The organism is Candidatus Dormiibacterota bacterium, assembly GCA_035544955.1.
GTDB lineage: Bacteria > Chloroflexota > Dormibacteria > CF-121 > CF-121 > CF-13.
Genome location: DASZZN010000030.1, coordinates 1 through 19910, shown reverse-complemented (window position 1 = coordinate 19910; position 19910 = coordinate 1). Strand labels below are relative to the sequence as shown.

20 protein-coding genes are annotated in these 19910 nt (G+C 62.9%); all 20 read right to left on the bottom strand.

Features of this window, described 5'->3' with window-relative positions; translation table 11 throughout:
- Nucleotides 1-75: 75 nt before the first annotated feature.
- A complete protein-coding gene (locus VHK65_10745; protein HVS06627.1) occupies nt 76-1731 on the bottom strand; it encodes an O-antigen ligase family protein in 1656 nt (551 codons plus the stop codon).
- Nucleotides 1732-1802: 71 nt separating this feature from the next.
- Entirely contained in the window at nt 1803-2930 is a 1128-nt protein-coding gene (locus tag VHK65_10740; GenBank protein ID HVS06626.1) for an O-antigen ligase family protein, read from the bottom strand.
- A 265-nt stretch (nt 2931-3195) separates the two neighbouring features.
- The gene (locus VHK65_10735) at nt 3196-3909 is read right to left on the bottom strand and encodes a CpsD/CapB family tyrosine-protein kinase (GenBank protein HVS06625.1); all 714 of its coding nucleotides are present in this window, start codon (nt 3907-3909) and stop codon (nt 3196-3198) included.
- Complete coding sequence (locus VHK65_10730) at nt 3906-4805, bottom strand: Wzz/FepE/Etk N-terminal domain-containing protein (GenBank protein HVS06624.1); 900 nt, start codon at nt 4803-4805, stop codon at nt 3906-3908. Before VHK65_10730 ends, VHK65_10735 begins: the two co-directional genes overlap by 4 nt.
- Before the next feature lie 14 nt (nt 4806-4819).
- Nucleotides 4820-5857 carry an HAD hydrolase family protein gene (locus VHK65_10725; GenBank protein ID HVS06623.1) on the bottom strand — a complete coding sequence of 346 codons (1038 nt, stop codon included), beginning with the start codon at nt 5855-5857 and terminating at the stop codon, nt 4820-4822.
- A gap of 46 nt (nt 5858-5903) precedes the next feature.
- Nucleotides 5904-6722: a metallophosphoesterase gene (locus VHK65_10720; protein HVS06622.1), complete on the bottom strand. Its 819-nt coding sequence runs from the start codon at nt 6720-6722 to the stop codon at nt 5904-5906.
- Nucleotides 6712-7767, bottom strand: a complete 1056-nt coding sequence (locus VHK65_10715) for a glycosyltransferase (GenBank protein HVS06621.1) — start codon at nt 7765-7767, stop codon at nt 6712-6714. Before VHK65_10715 ends, VHK65_10720 begins: the two co-directional genes overlap by 11 nt.
- A 52-nt stretch (nt 7768-7819) precedes the next feature.
- A complete protein-coding gene (locus VHK65_10710) occupies nt 7820-8587 on the bottom strand; it encodes a glycosyltransferase family 2 protein (GenBank protein ID HVS06620.1) in 768 nt (255 codons plus the stop codon).
- Nucleotides 8584-9384: a polysaccharide deacetylase family protein gene (locus VHK65_10705; protein ID HVS06619.1), complete on the bottom strand. Its 801-nt coding sequence runs from the start codon at nt 9382-9384 to the stop codon at nt 8584-8586. The genes VHK65_10710 and VHK65_10705 overlap by 4 nt, the downstream gene beginning before the upstream one ends.
- Entirely contained in the window at nt 9381-10400 is a 1020-nt protein-coding gene (locus VHK65_10700; protein HVS06618.1) for a glycosyltransferase, read from the bottom strand. The genes VHK65_10705 and VHK65_10700 overlap by 4 nt, the downstream gene beginning before the upstream one ends.
- Before the next feature lie 134 nt (nt 10401-10534).
- A complete protein-coding gene (locus VHK65_10695; protein ID HVS06617.1) occupies nt 10535-11149 on the bottom strand; it encodes a sugar transferase in 615 nt (204 codons plus the stop codon).
- A complete protein-coding gene (locus tag VHK65_10690) occupies nt 11133-12074 on the bottom strand; it encodes an NAD-dependent epimerase/dehydratase family protein (protein ID HVS06616.1) in 942 nt (313 codons plus the stop codon). The genes VHK65_10695 and VHK65_10690 overlap by 17 nt, the downstream gene beginning before the upstream one ends.
- Entirely contained in the window at nt 12074-12697 is a 624-nt protein-coding gene (locus VHK65_10685; protein HVS06615.1) for a sugar transferase, read from the bottom strand. Before VHK65_10685 ends, VHK65_10690 begins: the two co-directional genes overlap by 1 nt.
- Nucleotides 12690-13952: a sugar transferase gene (locus tag VHK65_10680; protein ID HVS06614.1), complete on the bottom strand. Its 1263-nt coding sequence runs from the start codon at nt 13950-13952 to the stop codon at nt 12690-12692. Before VHK65_10680 ends, VHK65_10685 begins: the two co-directional genes overlap by 8 nt.
- On the bottom strand, nt 13945-14991 hold the full coding sequence (locus VHK65_10675) for a GHMP kinase (GenBank protein HVS06613.1): 1047 nt from the start codon (nt 14989-14991) through the stop codon (nt 13945-13947). The genes VHK65_10680 and VHK65_10675 overlap by 8 nt, the downstream gene beginning before the upstream one ends.
- Nucleotides 14985-15548 carry an HAD family hydrolase gene (locus tag VHK65_10670; GenBank protein ID HVS06612.1) on the bottom strand — a complete coding sequence of 188 codons (564 nt, stop codon included), beginning with the start codon at nt 15546-15548 and terminating at the stop codon, nt 14985-14987. Before VHK65_10670 ends, VHK65_10675 begins: the two co-directional genes overlap by 7 nt.
- Nucleotides 15541-16128: an SIS domain-containing protein gene (locus VHK65_10665; protein HVS06611.1), complete on the bottom strand. Its 588-nt coding sequence runs from the start codon at nt 16126-16128 to the stop codon at nt 15541-15543. The genes VHK65_10670 and VHK65_10665 overlap by 8 nt, the downstream gene beginning before the upstream one ends.
- Complete coding sequence (locus VHK65_10660; protein HVS06610.1) at nt 16119-17015, bottom strand: glycosyltransferase; 897 nt, start codon at nt 17013-17015, stop codon at nt 16119-16121. The genes VHK65_10665 and VHK65_10660 overlap by 10 nt, the downstream gene beginning before the upstream one ends.
- Before the next feature lie 260 nt (nt 17016-17275).
- Nucleotides 17276-18730 carry an oligosaccharide flippase family protein gene (locus tag VHK65_10655; protein HVS06609.1) on the bottom strand — a complete coding sequence of 485 codons (1455 nt, stop codon included), beginning with the start codon at nt 18728-18730 and terminating at the stop codon, nt 17276-17278.
- On the bottom strand, nt 18727-19770 hold the full coding sequence (locus VHK65_10650; protein ID HVS06608.1) for an aminoglycoside phosphotransferase family protein: 1044 nt from the start codon (nt 19768-19770) through the stop codon (nt 18727-18729). The genes VHK65_10655 and VHK65_10650 overlap by 4 nt, the downstream gene beginning before the upstream one ends.
- Nucleotides 19771-19910: the final 140 nt, after the last annotated feature.

The following is a 19910-nucleotide window of genomic DNA, read 5'->3' as shown; positions in this document are numbered from 1 at the left end:
GCTAGGGCAAGCTGCTGAAGTGCTCCAATATCTCGCCCGCTTATTTCTAGCGGGGTCAGAAAGCGAATCCCTCGGCTAACATCTGACGACCAACGCCGCTCGAGTCGAGGACTCCCAGAAACCGGGGCGTTCGTCGCGGAACTGAGCCGATGTGACACGACGCCACAACGAGCACTTCATTTGATTGCCCTTGCGGTCGAACCCTGGAAGCCAGCCGGGCGTTAGGACACCGACCGCCTTGCCTTCCTCGGTAGGCTCTCGGACGTCCGCGTCGGCGAAGGATATCGCTACCCGTTCTGGCCTGATTTGGGTGCCGGCCGAAAGTAGAACCAGAATCCACATCAGCGCGGCAAACTGTGGACTCGATTCCGGTAGCACATCCACTAGCCCGTGAATCAGCAGCCCAACAATAGACAGGCTGAGTCCGAGATAGAACCCAGCGACCAAAGGAAGCCCCCGATTTCTTGCTATGCGCTGCAGTGCCCATGACCCTCTCGTCGCAGCAATTAGCAAAGCTAACAAAGCAAGGCAGCCCATTACGCCGGTTTCGGCCAACGTTTGTAAGTAAAGGTCGTGGGCGTGTATTGGAGGACCATTAGGGTCGAAGAAGAGTGACGACGCAGCGGAGAAACGGACGCCGTAACTACCAAAGCCAACACCGAATACAGGGGACGATAAAAACATCGTCTTGAAAACGTTCCAAATTTCGAGCCGACTGTTCAGAGACACGCTGGCATCTTGAATTCTCGCCGAGGTGGCTGGGACAACAAAGGCTAGCGCGAAGGCAGACAGGGCCATCAAGATCCCGAGGGGGACGCGCAGCCCCTTCGATGCCACGCGAAAAACAAGCACGCTCAATATCAGTAGAGCTGCAACCCACGCGCCCCGACTCTGGGTCAGGAAGAGAGCAGCAACCGACAAACAAATGGCTCCTATGGCGGCTGCGCGCACCCTGAATTCCCTTACATATATTCCCACTGCCGCGACAATCGGCAGAAGCAGATTGATGTAGCCCGCTAGATTGTTTGGATGCGACAGAAGCCCGGTCGGTCGCCCAATCCAGGGTTGATTGATGCTGAGCGGATACTCCAACCGGAATATGATCCCGAAATCACCGATGGCCATTTGGTAGATGGCGTAGACGTCGGTTGCGATCAGGCCAAACAAAAGCGCCCAAAAGGCCAGTCTCAAAAGACCCGATTCCCTTATGACAATAACCGCGACATACCCGAAGGCCACATAAGTGACCAGCTTGTACAGGTATCGCACTGACTCATAGGGGACACCAAGCGCCGGTGTGATTTGCGCGTAAATGAGTGATGCGCACACCGCAAGTACGTAAGCGACCGCAAGGAGGGTTACGCCCTTGGAGATTCGAACCTCGCGGCGCCACCTGGCCCGCATCAAAACGGACGCGACCACCAAGAGGCGCGCTGGATCGAGTGCAGCGTCGAGCACAAACCCGCTTGGCACGTGCACATCAAGAGGCATCATGATCAGGAGTAACAGCACGGCAGCACGCGGAAAAGCAAAGATGAATCCAGCTGCCATTAGACCGATCCAAATAAGCAATCCCTGGGCACCACCCATGGCCACCGTCCCCAGCAGAACGCCGACAGCAACGACGACGGTGATGCCGGTGGCATGTCGCTGACGGCTTTCCAAGTGCCAGCCAATCGGCTTTACGGGTAGCCTGAATGAAGCGTCTGCGTGGGCCGCCCGTTGCCTCATTTCAAGCAAACCTAAAGGCGTCGTCGCAACCGTAAAGTTCAAGCAGCTGTTGACGCGGCAGGTTAACCAGCTTAAGAATCCAAGGAACCGGTAGTCCCGATCCGGATAGAGCGATTTACGGCGACTCTCTTGCTCGACATGGCTGCGACAAGCCCAACAAGCAGCCAGAAGAGCAAGAGCACCTTGTAGTCGTAGTAGGAAACGTCGAAAAGTGAGTGGACCATGTACGCCGCGAAACTGGCCGCTAAGCCGGCGACCATCGCACGCATAGCGAGCGTGTTCGCGCCCGTGAAGGCGCTGGCCAGACACTTAAGGAGCCACAGAAGCACGACGCCAAAAGCGAGCAATCCGAGCATCCCTCGCTCGGCGGCCATGTTGAGGAAGAGATTGTGTGCGTGGTTCAGCCCGTCATCACGACCGCTGTAAATCGGATAGAAGTCCTGAAAGTTGTCGATGCCGACGCCAAATACTGGGTGGTCGATAGCGATCCTTATCGCCGCACTCCACACCTGGCTACGATCAGCGAGCATCTGCATCGGTCCCGAATCAGACGGCCCAAGCCGGGCAGCGATCGGCCCGGCCAACCCGACGGCGAGGACGCCGGCGGTTACGGCAGCAGCGACGGAGGCGATGCGCCAGCGCCGTTCTCGAAGAAGAAGCCACAGGACCAGGGCGCCAACGATCAGTCCAAGCCACCCGCTGCGAGACAGCGTAACGGCCAGGGCCGCAGTCAGCGCTAATGTCGCCGCTATGGTCGGCAGTGTCGCCCATCGGTGGTGAAACGCCAAGCCTAGGGCCAGAACAAGAGGGATCACGAGCACCAGGTAGCCCGCGAACAAATTGGCATCGATCAGGGTTCCGGTCGCGCGTGTGTCCACGGAGGTGGCCTGACCTTCAGTCACAAACGGCACCAATGTCTGCACCGCCTGAACGAGCCCTGTCGCAATGATGCTTCCAATCACAAGTAGGGCATCGCTCAGACTGCGTACGGTCTGAGTGGCAATGAAGAAGATCGCGAATCCGCCGAATGCCTTCAGTAGGGCAACGACCTGAACGCTGAGATTTCCGGTTAGTCCTGCGAGCGATACGACGCTTGCGGCTGCAAAGAGTAAGACCGGTATGTCCAGCTGGGTGTGGACGATAGAAGGTGGATTGCTCAGGAGCTGGCGGCCGACCAAGACCAGGACAAGAACTCCCAAGAGCGCTGCAGAGCTGGTGAGCTTGACAGGCCCGGCGTACGTCGTCAGGTCGTACGGATAGGTGAACGCTAGGACCGCCAGGCCGAGAGCCGGGCGGTAAATGGCGGCGCCGGTTGCCAGCAATACGGCAACGGTGCCAAGAATGGCACCCGAAGGCGCACCAGCAAGGATGGTCCCAAGGACCAGCCCACCCGCTGCCAGCCCAACCGCCCCCAGCCATACGGGCTGACTTCGGCGGCGAATCCGAAGCCCAGCAGGGAGCGCCCTACTTTCGGCGCTGCTTATTGCCGTCCGCATAGTAATAGTGGTAGCTGCCAGCCGTTTCCTCGACTTCGGCATCGTTGAAGACCACTCCGAGGATTCGGGCTTTTGCCTGCTGCAGTTGCTTGTGCACCCGCCGCTGTGCCGCTTTATCCTGCGGTCCTGAGCGAACGACGTAGAGAACTCCATCGGCCAGTGGTGAGAGGACGACGGCGTCGGCATAGAGAAGGCACGGCGGGGTATCCATCACCACAAAATCGGCGTGTTCGGCCAGCTCGCTCATCACCGCCAGCATTCGCTGTGAGCCCAGTAACTCGCTGGGGTTGGGCGGGACGATTCCCGATGGCACGAAGGACACCCGATCAAAACCCGTCGGCAAAAGGACCTCGGCCAGCTTGGAATTGCCGACGATTACATTCGATAGACCGGGCAACACTCCCTTCCCATTGGGCGAGAAGCCAAACATGTGATGGAGCGATGGCCGGCGAAAGTCAGCATCGACAATCAAGACCCGGGGTCCCGCCTGGGCCAGGATGATCCCCAGGTTGATTGCGGTGGTTGTCTTTCCCTCCCGAGGAGATGCACTCGTTACGAGAATCGTCTTGACAGGGCGATCGATGCTGCTGAAGCTGATGTTGGCTCGCAAGGCGCGGTAAGCCTCAGCAAAGTGGGTGTTCAGCGTTTCTTCGGTCAGGACGAGCTCGCCGTTTTCGGTCATGCTGCACCTCCTCTTGCCGGCCGCAACGTGCGGCTGGTTGCCCGTGGGATGATCCCTACAACGGGGGATCCGATGAGCTCCTCGACCGCCTCTGGCTCCCGAACCGCGTTGTCCATGTACTCGAGCAGGAAGATCAGCCCGATGCCGATAACGAGGGCCAGGGCCGCCGCATAAGCAACCTTCAGGTAACGGGCGCTCGTATCGGGCTTAGCGACCGCCTGGTCGACTACGGCCGCCCCAAAGCTCGTCGCCTGCGAAAGCTGACTCACGCTGCTATTCGTCGTCTGCGTCTCGAAGTCGGTGTAGGCCGTCGCTGCCGCCTGCTCCTGCAGCGCCAGGCTGCTGGCCTGCGCGACAAGGTTCACGTCCCCGGACTGCGCGGCATTCGGGTGCTGCCGCTGGAATGTCACCAGGGCTTTAACCGTGTCTTCGTACCGCTTCTGGAAGTCGATACGAGCCGCCTGGACGTCCTGGTCGAATACGGTGCTCCCAACGGAGGCATTGAGCGTGGGGTACTGCGCAGCCGCCTCCTGGCTAACGGCGTTTGCAATGCCGGCCGCTTGTTGACCGTCTGGGTCAGTGATGGAGATGGTGTAGAGGTCACTGCGGCCAGAACTGACTTTGACTCGCTGAGTCAGGTGGTCGACGGTCTCGTTGAGGTTGAGCTTTTTGATGACGGCCAGAGCGACCGTGTTGGAGGTTGCGACCTCCGGAAAACTCAAGACTTGAGAAGTGCTGCTCGTCCCCTGGGACTTAGCCGTCACCGTGGCCGTCGCTTTGTACTCGGGTTTCGAGAGCAGGGCAAGCCCGCCGGCGGTCAAGACGGTGACCACGACCAGCAGCATCGGGATCCAGGCCCGCCGCTTGAAGATGCGCCAGTACTCACGTAGTTCCATGGGCTAACTCCTCCTTAGTGTTCCGCTTCCTTGTTAGTCAGTCGAGCGACCAGCGCCGTCTTGAGCCGGGGGAGCATCCCGCCGCTCGAGCGAAGGCCCTGGGAAACCGTCGAGGGGAACCATTCCGGGTAGCTGATCTGGGAAACCGCTGTGATGACCTGACGATGAAGAACGCTGTCTGGCACGAGCTGGCAGGCAGCCTCCCAGAGTGCGTGCTCGCCAAGCAGCCGGCTTCGCAACATGCGCTGGCGGCGAGGCGGCAGGTACGACGGTAGCGTCCCTGCCGGGACAAAGGTGTAGCTTGCCAGACGCAGCATCGGGACGTCGCAGGCTGCGTCGCCCATCGCCGCAATGGGAGTGGACCCAAGACGTAACTGGTCGAGCAATCGCTCGAGTCCCCTCCCCTTGTCGACCGAACGATCGACGAAGTCGGTATGGTCGGGGGCGACCCAGAATGCTAGATCGCTTAACCCATGCCGATCGAGCAGGCTCCTTGCTGCGGGCCCGGCAATCGGATTCGGTTCACCGTTAACGATCCGGCTCACTCGAACCGAGTGTTCGTAGTGGCCATCCTGCACGATTTCTGGATCGGCTCTCAGGATTCTCCGTAGCTCGGCGAACTGGGCGGCGCCCTGCGCGCTCAGCAGTGAAGAGTCCTGGGCGAAAACGCCGTCCCAGACCGCCGCGCCAAAGCCGCTAATTCCCCCCAGCAGTTTGAAATGCGCTACTCGCTCACGAACCTCGGACAGGCTGCGCGCGGTGTTAAGTAACACCGCTATGCGCCCCAATTCCAGAAGCTTCAGCGCGGCCGCCCCGGCTGCTCCCGTACAGGAAAAGCCTGCCCGTTCATCCTCCAGCACGCCATCGACGTCGAGGGAAAAGATCATTCGCGGCTCACGCACGGGCTGGAGGTCGAGGCTTTCGGCCCACCAGGTGTGCAGCAACGCGGTGCATCGGTTCCGGGCGTCGAGCCACTTCGTGTAGAAGCGCTGTCGAACGATGCCGGCTCGGGCGTAACTAAGCTCCGTGCGGGCCGCCTTGAGATCAAGCATCGCCGCATTCCAACTCAGTTCGTTCGGTCCGTTAATCACCGTTGCCTCAGGCCGCATGGAAGGTGAAGTGCGTGATTTCCGGCCGGGAGCCGATCCGTATTGGGACAGCCGTCGTGCCGATGCCCCGGTTGACGTACATCGGCGAGCCGTGGACCTGGTAAAGCCCGCGCACGTATTCGGCACCTGCGCCCTGGTGTAACCAGGCGCCGCTGAAGAGCGGAAGGTTGACCTGGCCACCATGGGTGTGCCCGACGAGGATGAGGTCGGAAGTCGGGGCATCGACGATGCTGTCGGCGATGTCTGGAGCGTGCGCGAGTAACACTCGTGGAGCACCGGCGGGCACGCCCTGCAACGCCGTCGACACATCATCCATCGAAGTGGCCGGGTCGTCGACGCCGACGATCCACAGTCCAGTCTCGAGCTCCGCGCTCTCGTTGACCAGGAAACGCACGTTCGCGGCGGCCAACTCCGTCCGCAAGGCGTCGACGGCATCGGCGGTATGGTCCCAGTTGCCAGGAACCGCCCAGATCCCGCCAGGCGGCCGCAGCTGACGGAAGATGTCCAGTCCGTCGCCAATCGCCGATCGATCGTCGACGAGGTCACCGGTGAAGAACACCACATCCGGTTTTATGGACTGGATCAAGTCGATCATGTGCTGGTGCTTGTCAGTCGCCGCGTGAAGGTGCAGGTCGGAGATCTGCACGGCGGTAAGGCCGTCGAGCCGCGAGGGCAGCTTGCGGATCTGCGCGGTTCGCTGAACCACTTCGATGTCCCCTGGCTCGTAGACGGCTCCATACCAGGCCGCCGGTGTGGCGACAGCGGCTACGCCCACGCAACCGATGAGGAACTGACGCCTAGACGGCACGTCTCTCTCGTCCCGTAGGGACAGTTGCGCGATCCATCGGCTGGTAGTGCCTGGCGATGACGTCGCTCAGCTCCTGGCGGAAGCGCCCGTCGCTGAAGCGGGAGGCATTGGCTCGGATGCGTTCCCTATCCCAGCTCCGGCTCTGGCTGTCTCGAATCGCATCGGCGAGCGCCTCAACGGTTTGGCGAGCGAAGCGCAGCCCTGTTTCCCCATCGATGACGGTCTCCCGGGCGCCTCCGGCGTCGTACGCGATAACGGGCGTACCCGCAGCCTGGGCCTCGAGCGGCACGAGGCCGAAGTCCTCTTCGGCCGGAACGAGGACGACCCGAGCCCTGGAGTAGAGGTCGCGGAGCTCTTCATCCGAGACTCGCCCGGTGAAATGGACGTCCGGTCCGGCGAGGCGACGCAGGTCATCAGCGGCGCGCCCGTCACCAGCCACCCAGAGCGGTACTGATAGTTGGCGGCACGCCTGGATGGCCAGCTCGATGCGCTTATGCGGGACCAGTCTGCCAACCGCGAGGTAGAAGTCATCGCTTTTGTGCTCAACAAACCACTTCGCATCAATACCCGGAGGCACGATGGCGGCGTCTTTTCCATAGGTGAGCCGGATTCGATCGGAAACGGGCTGGCCATTGGTGACCCACAGACCAGGTTGCCGGGCGGCACCGCGGTCCCATGCTCGTAGCCAGGTACGGAGGGGAGCGGAGAGAGATCGTGTCAGCCCGCGCCGGAAGTACGCGTCTGAACGCCATACGAAGTTTGACGGGCTGTTGCAATAGCAGACGTGCAGGGCGCCGTCAGTTCGAACGCCTTTCGCGAAGGAGGTCGTCAGGCTGATCACCAGGTCAAAGCCGGTCACCTTCATCGAGGCGAAGGCTAGTGGGTACAGCGCGGCGTAGGCACGTGGCGCCCGCTCGATCCGTGGCAGGCGCTGCATCCAGGAGGTGCGAACGTCGCACGAGTCGAACCGGGGAACCAATCGGCGATTCCACATCGCCGTGTAGATCGGCGCCGTGGGGAACATTTCGTGGAGGGTCCAGAGCATGCGCTCAGCGCCCCCGTTCTGATCGAGCCGGTCGTGAACCAGCGCGACCCGCTCAGGTAGCGGCGTGCAGAGACTCCTTGTGGCGCAGCCGAGCGGTCTCAGCCGTCACGAGCCATTCCTGGTACGCCTGGCCGGCAATCCAGATCCAGGCGCTTGGTCCATCAAGCAGCCCCCGGCGCCAGAACAGCATCCACAGCAACTTCCCGGCGGCTCGCGCCACGCGGTTACCTCTGACCTGGCCCTGCGTCAGGCGGTCCTTCGCCTCGAGGTGGGCATAGTAGTGGATCTTGCGCCAGTAGGTGCGGAGGTCCGGATAGCAGTAATGCAGGATTGGAGCTGCAAGTGTTCCCACCTGGCCATTGACCTGAACGCCTTCGTGCACGATGCGGCTATCAAATTGACCGCGGTCTTTCCGAAATAACCGCACGAGACCCGGGTCGCGCGGCGCTCGACCGTAATGCACGAGAGGGCGCCCCATGAAGAAGGTCGGCCGAAGAACTCGAAAGGCAGATTCCATCGGCTCCGGGGAGAGCTTCTCCTCAATCTCTCGAGCGAGCGCCGGCGTGACTTCTTCGTCCGCATCAAGGCTGAGGATCCACGGCTCGTTTGCCTGGGCGATACCAAAGTTCTTTTGAGCGCCATAACCGGGCCAGTCGCGCTCGAAGACCCGAGCGCCCAATCGCCTGGCCAGCTCTGCGGTCCGGTCCGAGCTGTAGGCATCGACTACCACGGTTTCGGCCGCCCAGCGTGCGCTCTCGAGGCAACGCTCGATGTTGCGTTCCTCGTTTTTGGTGATGACCACGACGGATACCGCCGTCACGATCTCCCTGCCGTGGCTGTGACCGTTAGGCGCCGGGCAGCGGATCGGGCCCAGCCGGGAGCCAGGTCGGCGATCCCATACAGCAATCCGGCGCTGCCGGACGTCTTCAGCCGAAAGACCGCTCGCGAATCGGTCCCTCGAATTGGCCGGCGGTCGAGGGCGAACCGATCTGCCAGTGAAGTGCGACGATCCGTGAACGCCATCCGGTAGCCAACTGCCCGTGTGGCCCTTCTGACGTGGCCGTTCTGCATTCCGTACGGATAGGCGAGATCGCGGACGGGCTTCCCCACTACCTCCGAAAGGCGCTCTCGCGATGCGGCCAGTTGCGCCAGGCACTGGTCTGGTTCCTCAGACGTTAGATCGACGTGACGCAGGCCATGGCTGGCGATTTCCCACGGCCCACTGGCCATGATCCGGAGCTGATCCCCGGATGCGATCGACAGTCTTGCGAGGTTCTTGTGATCCGCGTCCCACGTGTTCCGGCTACCGAGATGGTCGTACGGCGCGAACATCACGGCTGAGAAGCCAAGCCGGCGCAATATCGGCGTGACGACGTGGTCGACGTCGGCGTAGGCATCGTCAAAGGTGAGGAGAAGCGCACGTTCAGCCTCGGCCTCACCGTGCAGAACAGCCCAATACTGGTCGAGGGTCAGGCTGCGGTATCCCCGGCCGGCGAGGTCTCGCATCTGCCACTCAAATTCTTCGGGGGCAACCATAAGATCCCGTTCGACGGGGTCGGCGTCCACTGGCGCGGTCACAATCGCGTGATAGAGGAGGACGGCAGGTTGACCCTTCATGCCCTGGCGACCTCCGCATACACGCGCTCGGTGGCCTGTACGGTGCCACGGATGTCGTAGAGCTCGAAGGCGCGTCGGCGAGCGCGCTGACCCATGGCGCTGGCGGCAGCCGGATCCGCCAAGAGATCGTGGATGGCGTGACCGAGGGCTGCCGGATCGTCCGGTGGAACCAGCCGTCCCGTGGCGCCGTCCTGGACGAGCTCGCACAAGCCGCCGGTTGCCGACGCGATCACCGGTTTGCCCGCCATCATGGCCTCGAGCACCGACTGGCCGAACCCCTCCGGATACACCGACGGCTGCACCACGATGTCCAACTCACGGAGGAGCGAGGGCACATCATCGACGAAGCCCAGGAACTGGAACCGATCCGGGTTGACGCAAGCCTCTGCGTCACCTCGAACCCGGTCGGCGTAGGCTTCTTCCCCGAAGAGCGGCACCCCGGCGAGAACGAATTCCGCGTCAGGATGGCCGACACTGACCTGCTTGGCCGCCTCAACGAAGACGTGCTGGCCCTTCAGAGGCGAAAAGCGGGCGATCATTCCAACCCGGGACGCTCCTGGCGCTCTGCCGTTCCTCGCGTAGAGGCCGGTGTCTAACCCGCAGGCGATAATCCGGACCCGATCGCCCAACCCGCTAAAGCAAGCGGCGGTCGCGACCGAATTGCAGATGATGCGGTGTGGTAGCCAGCGGGCGAGCCAGCGCATTAAGCGGACCGCTGCCGGCGTCATCATTGGCTCCGAGATAACGGAGTGGATTTGCCAGACAACCGGGACCCCCGCCAACCGGCCGGCCAGCCCACCGAGGATGCACGCCCGCAGCGAGTTTGCATGAAGCAGCGCGGCCCGGCTCTTTCTGAGTCGACTGGCGAGCCGGAAGACGTACCCGATCGAGGTTAGGATTCGCGTCGGGCGGACCATCGAGCGGGCGCTGAGCGCGTCCTGGCGCACGCGCGCCACCGTGGGAGCGAGGGAGAACACCTCGACCTCGACCCCGAAAGCCCGGAGCCGCTCGACCAGCGGACCTTCCTCGCCCAGAATGACGAGAGGCTGCCACTGATCTCGGTCCAGGCGCCCGATCAGGTTCAGAAGGGCGATTTCGCCGCCACCGAGGACCGCCGCATGGTCGACAAAGGCAACGACTCGCGGCTTGCTCAGTTGAGGTCTCCAGTGCTGCGGCCAACCGTGCGCACCATGACGGCCGGCGTTTTCAGCAGGATCTTGAGGTCAAGGCCAAGACTCCAGTCTCGTACGTACTCCAGGTCAAGGCGGATCCATTCGTCGAACCTCGGGTCGTCTCGGGCGGTGACCTGCCAGAGACCCGTCATGCCTGGCGGCACGGTCAGTCTTTGCCGCTGGCCGTCCGAATAGAGCGCGACTTCATCGGATGACTGCGGGCGCGGCCCGACGAGGCTCATCTCCCCCTTCACCACGTTGACGAGTTGAGGAAGTTCGTCGAGGCTGGTCCGCCTGAGGAAGGACCCAAGGCGGGTGACTCGCGGATCATTGTTGATACGAATCAGATGGTCGCCACCAACGTTGAGGTGAGCAAGTTGCGGCAGACGGGCCTCGGCATCGACGCACATGGTCCGAAACTTGTACATGCGGAAGATCCGGCCGTAGCGCCCCACGCGAGCTGGGACGAAGAGAATCGGGCCCCGCGAGTCGAGGCGAACGCCCGCCGCCACCAGCAGGAGCAGCGGGCTCAGGACAACGAGAAGAACTGAACCAAGCGCCAGATCGAGCGCCCGCTTAAGTCGCTGCTGGATAGAGGGCCTTTGCTCCCAGGTAGTAATCGACGGTGGCTTGCAAGCCGTCGCGAAATGAGGTGGTCGGCCGCCAGCCGAGTAGCTGCTCCGCCTTGGTGCAGTCCAGGATGAATCGCCGCACATCGCCGGCTCGCTTTGGAGCACGGTTCGCTTCGACCTCGATTCCAGCCAGTTCACAGACCATCGTGAAGATGTTGTTGACGGAAATCTCTGCGCCGCTTCCGATGTTGAAGCTCTCATTGTCTCCGTGCTCGAGGGCGCAGAGATTGGCCCGGGTAACGTCCGCCGCATAGACGTAGTCCTTCGATTGTTCGCCGTCCCACTCGATCACCGGGCGAGACCCCCGCTGGATGGCGTACAGGAACGCCGTGATGACATGCTGGCTCGCCGGAATGTCGCGTGGGCCGAAGACGTTGCCATAGCGGAGGTTCGTATAGGTCATGCCACGCTGCTCGCAGATCACGCGAATGTAGTGCTCGCCGGCCACCTTGGACACGCCGTACGGGCTGATCGGGCGCAGCGGCTCCGTTTCGGCAACCGGTTGACGTTCCGGATTCCCGTACACGGTCCCACCTGAGGACGCGAAAACGATCTTGCGCACACCCGTGAGTCCCGCGGCGTCGAGAACGTTGAGCGTGCCGACGACATTGATCTGGCTGTCTCGGATCGGATCCGAGGCTGAGGCCGCCACCAGCGTCTGCGCTGCCTGGTGGAGGACCACCTCGGGCTGGAATTGCTCAAAGGCATGTAGGAGCTCAGCTCGGTTGGTGATGTCGACCAGGACGAACTCAACCTCGGGCGGCAGATTGCCACGCGCTCCGGTGGCCAGGTTGTCAACGACCATCACCTCGTGACCGGCGTTCAGCAGCGCCTCGACCACGTGGGATCCGACGAATCCGGCGCCTCCGGTAACGAGGGCTCGCATCAGTAGGCGCCCCGGCTGGACAAAACGGCCGGCACCGTTCGCGCCAGGATGGCCAGGTCCAGACTCAACGACATCCGCTGGACATAATCGCGATCCAGGCGAATGCGATCGGCCTTGCTCAGCTTCTGGCGGCCGCTCACCTGCCAGAGGCCCGTAAGTCCCGGCCGCACGGACAGCAGGAGGGCGGCTGTGTCGCCCCACTCCGGGAGCTCGCCTGGCGTGATCATGCGCGGGCCGACGAGGCTCATCTCGCCTCTCAGCACATTCACCAGTTGGGGAAGTTCATCAATGCTCAGCCGTCGCAACCAGCGCCCGACCGTCGTTACCCGGGGATCGACCACCAACTTGTTGGTGGCCGCAAACGCCAGCCGCAGGCTCGAATCCCGTTCCAGCACCTCCTCAGCATTCGGCATCATGGTGCGAATTTTGAAGGCATCAAACGTCTGGCCGCTCTGACCGATGACCCGTCGTCGGTAGATGACAGGCCGGCCCGAGCCGATCTGAACAGCAAGCAGGCTGCCGGCAAGAATCGGGCTCACGAGCACCAGCAAGACACCGGCGACGACAAGGTCCAGCGCCCGCTTGAGAGACGAATAACTCGTGGCCTTCAGGATCTCAGCCAAAACGCGCCTTTACCCGCTGAAAGAGCACTTGAAGGTCGAGCCAGATGCTGTAGCTCCGGATGTAGTAGAGGTCGAGGACGGCCTGGGCGTCTGCGTCACTGACCTGGCGCCACGAACCGGTCAGCCCTGGCCGGATACTTAGAAGCCTCGTTTGAGCGCGATCATCCTTGCCCTCCATCGGACGGGGCCCGACGATACTGAGTTCCCCGCGCAATACGTTGACTAACCCGGGCAGCTTTCGGATGAATATGGAACTGGCGGGACCACCCGGGTGGAAGCTGAACAACGCGAACGGGCGCCCATATTGCCCGACGACACGGCGTCGATCGATAACGCTCCGGCCGTTGAGTCGTAGCCAGCCCGCTGCGAGTGCCATTACTGGCGAGAGGAGCACGAGCATCAGGATTGACAGACCGTAGTCGAGACTCGATTTGAAGATCGCCTCGAGCGGCGTCAGGCGAGCCTTCTTGACCGTCAGCAGGGGCACGTGATTCCTCTCGGACAGCCCGACCCTCGTCGTCAGCAGGTCGTAAAAGCCAGCCGGCAGGTGCACCCGCAGTCCGTTGGGCGCCGCGGCGGCGTCTGTCAGCACTGTCTGGAGGGTTTCCCAGGGTAAGGCCTGGGGAACCACGATCGCCTCATCGGCATGCGTACGCGCCGCGACCTGCATCAGGGCAGATGACCCACCGAGCACCCGGTGGCCGTTGCCGAGGACGGAGCCAGCCGGAACGTAATCATCCAGGAAGCCAACGATTCGGACGCCACTCCCATTCTGGCTCAGCTGCGTGGCCACGGCCAGGCTGTGCGCGTTTGCACCTACGATGATCGTCTTCGCCGTGAAATGGCCCCTGCGCTGAAGCTGGTAGGCGGCTCGTCTGATCAGAAACCGCCCGCTGCCTAAGAGCGCAGCTGAAAATGCCCACGAGAGCACGATCCATTCCCGAGACACGATCCACCGAGTCACGAAGCTGACCAGCACGATCGCCAGCAGGCCGTAAGTGCAGGCACGAAAGACGGCCGCATATTCGCGGGTTCCACCCAACAGGTTTTGCGGATCGTAGAGGCCCTGCGCCACGAAGATGAGGCTGAAGATCGGCAATATCAGCAGGATGAAGCTCCAATCCGGCGTTCCCCGGCCTCCGAACGCCGGCTGCGAGGCCAGCCAGGCGGCCAGTTTTAAGCCCAGCAGGACGCATGCGAGGTCCACGACCACCAGCGTGCTGACGAGGAAACGCCAGGCCCGGGATTTAGGCATGAACCGGCGTCCGGCTCCCGTCATATAGCCCGACCAGGTTGTTCATGATCACCATCGCGCCCCCACTCTCGAACCGAAAATCCATCCGCGTCAGCCCGTTCGCCTCGAGCGTCTCGGTCACATGGTCCTGGCGGTCCGGCTCGCAATAGAGCAGCAGGAAACCGCCACCGCCCGCACCGGCGATCTTTCCGCCGCTGGCCCCCGCCGCGCGCGCGGCCTCATACCAGCGGTCGATCCATGGGTCGCTGATCCCCCGGGCCAGTTGTCGCTTGGCAAGCCATGATCGGTGCAGGCACTCGCCAACGGCAGAGATGTTTCCCATCCCGAGCTGCTTTCGCAGGTCGAGCGCGCCCGTCTTGATTTGATGCAACGCCTCGATCACAACCGCTCGGTTCCGCTCGCTGCTGCGCTTCTGCTCGCCCAGGATTTGGGCCGAGTTCCTGGACCGGCCGGTGAAGAAGAGCATCATCCGACGTTCGAGCGCCCCGAGGGTTTCCTGTGCCATCTCGAGCGCCTCGACCGTGACGCCCTCCGTCCCGAATTCGATGAAGTTGAGGCCCCCGAAGGAGGCCGCAAACTGGTCCTGCTTTCCGATCGGCATGCCGAGCTTTTCGATTTCGATCTGACAAGCGAGCTCTGCCACCTGCTGCCGGCTCATTCGCAAACCGCGCAGCACCGACATCGCTTTGACGAGCGCCACGGCCACGGTGCTGGATGAACCAAGGCCCGTCCCAGGCGGCACCTGCGAAGCCAGAAAGACCGAAAGGCCGGTTTGGATCCCGAAGTGATCGATGATCACCTTCGGCAGGCGCAGGTCGCCGTCCCAGAGCGGGGACTCGTCCAGGCGCTGACGGTAGAACGTCTGGTAGTCCGAGGAAGCTACCTGGATGTGATTGCTATCGCTGGGGGAAACGAAGACGTAGAAGTACTTGTCGATGGTCACGCTGACGACGGCGCCACCGTACTTCCCGTAGTAGGCTTCCAGGTCGGTACCGCCGCCGGCCAGGCTGATGCGCAGCGGCGCCCGAGCGATCAGCACGGCCGCACGTCAGCCTTGGTCATCGCTTCAGCGATCACTTGCACCGCTTCGGTCAGATCGCGAACGACCGGTAAACCGGGTTGAGCTCCATCCAGGCCATCGTCCCGAATCAGAACTGGCTGAGATCCGACGGCTCTGCCAGCGAGCACGTCCGACTCGGAGTCGCCAACCATAAACGAGTGATGCAGCGCGATGCCGAGCTCAGCGCTGGCCCGCGTCAAGAGCCCAGTCCCGGGCTTGCGGCAAGCGCAACCAGTCTCGGGCGTATGCGGGCAGGCGTAGATTCGCTCGATGCGCCCGCCCGAGTTCGCGACTTCCTCGCTCATTCGGCTATGAATGCGTATCAGCTCCTCGTTGGCGATCAAGCCGCGACCCACGACCGCCTGGTTGGTGATGACGATGACACGCGCCTGCATGCGGTGCAGCCGAGCCAGCGCCTCCAGGGATCGCGGAAGGAACTCAAATTCCTCCCAGGACTTGACATGATCCGGCCGGCGGCGGTTGATGACGCCGTCGCGGTCCAGGAAAACGGTGATCGCACCGTTTTGCTTACTCAATCAGTGCCGCTCGGGTCGACTCAGTGATCGCATGCTCGAGCACCAGGTGGCAGTCTTCAACCACGCCGTAGCTGTTGCTTTCCACGTGGATGGCCGCGTCGGCAGCGTCTTTCAGAGATCCGCCGGCAAAGCCGACCAGGCCGACCGTCGTCGCGCCCCGGGCGCGCGCCGCATCGATCGCCGCCAGCACGTTGGGTGAGTTGCCGCTGGCACTGATGGCGATGACGACGTCACCGGTGTTCAGAAGGTTGTAGAGTTGCTCGGCGAAAACGTTCTCGTAGCTCGTGTCGTTTGCCCATGCTGTGAGCAGCGCGACATTGTCGGTGAGCGACGTGACGCGCAGTCGAGCGCGGCCCTCAACAATCGTCGCTTTCGACAGGTCGCAGGCAAAGTGGGTCGCGGTCGCGGCGCTCCCACCGTTCCCCACGATGTACACGTGCTTGTTGCGCCGGTAGGCGTCCAGGATGATGGCAACGACCCGTTCCATCTCCGCGATCGGTATCCGGGCGAGAACCGCGCGCACTTCGGTGATATGGTCTTCCAGCGCCGCGGTGATGCTCGACCGTTCGATCAGCTGCATAGGCTTACCCCTCCCCTCTCCTGCGTGGTTGTGTGAAATGCGGTCGTCTGCGTCACGAGCTCAAAGGCGCGCCGTGCCCGATCCTGTGAGGTGAATCGCTGAGAAGCTTGTCTCCGTCGCGCCGCGGCCTCGGGACTGTCCGTTGCGAGCGCCTCTTCGATCGCTGGAATGAACTGGCTGGCCGGCGCCAGCTCGATCAGGTCTTTGAAGATGTCGAGTTCGGCCATTGGCGTGCTCACGACCGGCCTTCCCTCCGCGAGGTAGTCGAAGACCTTCACGGGCAGCGCCGCCTCCGTCCACTCATTGAGGACGCACGGATTGAGGGCGACGTCGCAGCCCGCAATCACGCCCCTGGCCTCGTCGGGCCGCAGGATGCCGAGCCAGTGCACGTTTGGCAGCTGTTGCAGCCGTCGTCCCCAGTTGCCATCGCGCGGGCCGGCCAGAACCAGCTGCCAGGCTGGGCGCCTGGTGGCCACCTCCGTGAGCAGCTCCTCGTCAGCCAGCCAATCAAGAGACCCGATGACGCCAAGCCGTGGGCGCGGGATGTCATTCAGCGCTCGAGAGGGTCTCGCTTTCAAGCTGGCGTCCGTTCCGATCGGCAGCCAGTGAGCGCCGCCTGGCGCCATCGTGAACTGTCTGGCCAATCCGGCGCTGGTGGTCACGACCATCGCCCGTCGCACTAGCTCCTGCTCGGCCCGTTCCAGTCGCCGGCGATCGGCCGGAGAGAACAGCGGCTCAGCCGCGTAGTGATCGACCGGCTCGTACACGATGCGGCCAACGGCGAGGCCGCGAATCGCCTGGACCAACTCAGGAGAGGGGAAACGGACCCAGAACACCCATTCGTCGAAGCGTCCTCTCGTGAGGGCGATGAGTCGTCGCCTGATCATCCACGCGCTGATCCTGGCTGCGGCCCCTCGACGGATGGGAAGCATCGGCAGGATGCCGCGACGAACCCGACTCGAGCGGGCCGGCAGATTTCTCTTCGACAGCCTGGACGGAAGCGACCGAAGGTGTCGGAGAGTTAACCCTTTGACCCCGATCCCCTGAAAGAAGACCGCCCGGTCAAAGCGGGTTGACAGCAATCCGAAGAACGTCCGTTCCTCTGCATTCGCTGAGTCCGGCGGCAGGAAACCAACGAACGCGAGATTCAGGTGCTGGCGACCTCCGGCCGAAAGGGGACGAGCCGAAGGCGCACCAGGGTGAATGCGTACGCCGCAAGTACCAGCAGTCCCGCGCCAACCGCGATAGTCGCCGTGAGCCCGACCGACATGACCAGTCCGAGCAGACCGGCGAGCGCGATCGCTACTAGAGCGGCCTTCAGAACCGCCCGCTTGGTCGCCGATGCCACCCTACTCCACAGTGGGGCAAAAATGGACAGCGCCCAGGCGGCCTGGACGATGGTGTTCGCGATCGCCGCGCCAACCGCGCCCCCACGTGGAATCAGAACGAGGTCCAGGCCGATGCTGACAACGGCGGCAATGGACCCGGTCTTGAGCAGCCAGCCCTGGCGTTCGAGTCCGAGTAGAGCGGACCGCGATGCTTGACCGAGGACACCAAAGACGACGGAAACGAGCAGGATCTGGAGAACGATGACGGCGCCATCGAACTGCGACCCGTACAGCAGCTTGATCACAACCGGCGCCAGTGGAATGCCGAAGAGGCAGATCGGCAGGGTGAGCATCGCGAGGTTTCGCAGGGCATCACTCAGGACCGCGGTAAACCGGCCCGAATCAGCTGCGCCGCGCGCATAACTCAGGCCAGGAAGAAGAACCCCGAGGATCGCTCCGGGGAGCAAGTCGACGACTCGCTCCGTGAGGGCGAAGGGGATCGCGTAAAAGGAAACCTGGGCCGCTCCCTGAAATCGCCCAAGGAACAGGATTTCTGATCGTTCCCAGACCACGGCGTTCAGCAGGATCAGAACACCGAGTGCGAGGTTGTACCGCTGTACGCGCGAGCGGAGGTCGGCCGGCAAGGACGCGCGCCACCGGATGCCGACGTAGCGCATGCTCCAGGCAGTGAGCGCGGCCAGGTTGATGATTTCGATGCCCAGGCTGACGACGAGAACACCCGGAACTCCGGCACCTCGCCAGAGGGCGATGGAACAGCCGGCCACCCACACCGGCGACGTCACCAGGTTCAAGCGGACCAGGTTTCCGTAACGCTGCAGGCCGGTGATCACCGCTCGCAGGATTCCGACCGCCACCATCGGTAGCAACATAGCCGCGCCAATGAGCAAATCAACTCGCAACTCCGGGCGATGGAAGAAGGTGGCGAGCGGAGGGGAGATCAGGGCCAGCGCCGCGGTCGCGAGAATTCCACTGAGAAGTCCCAAACGCAGGGCGCGTCCGAGGATGATCCCCGCCGTTGCAAGATCACTCTTGCCGTCCAGCTCAGCGACATATCGCCGGACCGTCGCCGAGATGCCCAGCCGAGCAAAGAGCAGCGTAAACATCACGACTGACATCGTCATGGCATACACACCGAAACCATCACTGCCGAGCCTTCGGGCCAGGATGATGGACACAACGAGTGCGCCTGCGAGCGTCACGGCACCGTCGGCGAAATTCAGGGCGCTGCTCCGTGTCAGGCTGGGCGCTCTCACGAGACTCTCTTGGGCGCCAGCAGGTAGAAGAGGCCGCGAATCGGCTGTCGCATGTCGACGGCGAAGTCCTCGGTGCGAGCGACTGGTGCCCCTGCGCTGGGCCCGTCGATCATCAGCGGCGAGCGCCATTGGGTCTCCGAATGGAGGTAGCAGGCACGCACCCGCCACGCCCGGCTGGGCCGAAGGGCTGCGCTGTCGTCGGCACAATTGAAGGCCCGCACCAGGCCGGCCAGCGCCAGGAAGAAACGCATCCGGATTTCGAGCGAGCCATCGTGGAACCGCTGGGCGTAATCGCGGGCTCGGGCACGGATGAACTGAGTGCTCTTCCGGGGCGCAACCGCATCGAGGATGAATTTCAGCGCGGCGAGATCGAACGCATAATCGCCCGCCGTGAGGTCACCCCAGTCGAGCAACCCGACGGACGTGCCCGTCGACACAATGTTGGAGCGGTGGAGGTCGCCGTGGATGAGGCGCGTCGGGACCTGGAATTCCGAGGCGTGTTCTCGCAGGTATGCCGACATCACATCCAGGTGATGGCGCACGCGGTCAGTTCGGATGGGCAAATCGGACAGCCGGTGGATCAGCATCTCACCAAAGGCCGCAAAGGCCGACGGCTCATTGACTCGCCCGGCAAGGTCGCTGGGCTGGTGTCCAGGGTCCTCGACCGAGTGCAGCCGCCGCAGTAGATCGCCCAGCGATTCCAGGGCCTCGTCGGTCGCATTTGACGCGTGCAGCTCCTCGCCGGCGATTTCCGGATACATGAGCACTGCCCAGGCACCGTTCGACGTCCGCCAGGCCACCTCCCGCGGGATCCGGTCGTCCTCCAGGACGGCGACCCTGTCGAGATTGGCCCGGAGGCGCATCAGGTATTCGATCCCCTGCCGGCTGGCGTGAGCGATGAAGGTCCGCCCGCCTGCGGTGACGCGATAGACGTCGGCATGACTCTGCCCGATGAAGGCAGTCCGTTGGACCGGGCCACCGATCGCAGCCTCGCTGTTGCAGATCTCGTCGATGATCGCCGCGAGGTTGAGCACGCGCACTAGGTGTAGTTCCCATCAGCCTTGTTGACAAGAACTGAGGTGGGAGCCTGGCCGCCGAGCGCGGTGTGGGGTCGGTAGCGATTGTAGAAGCGCACCCAGCGGGGCAGCTGCCGCTGACGTTCCTGGTTGCTCCCATAGAA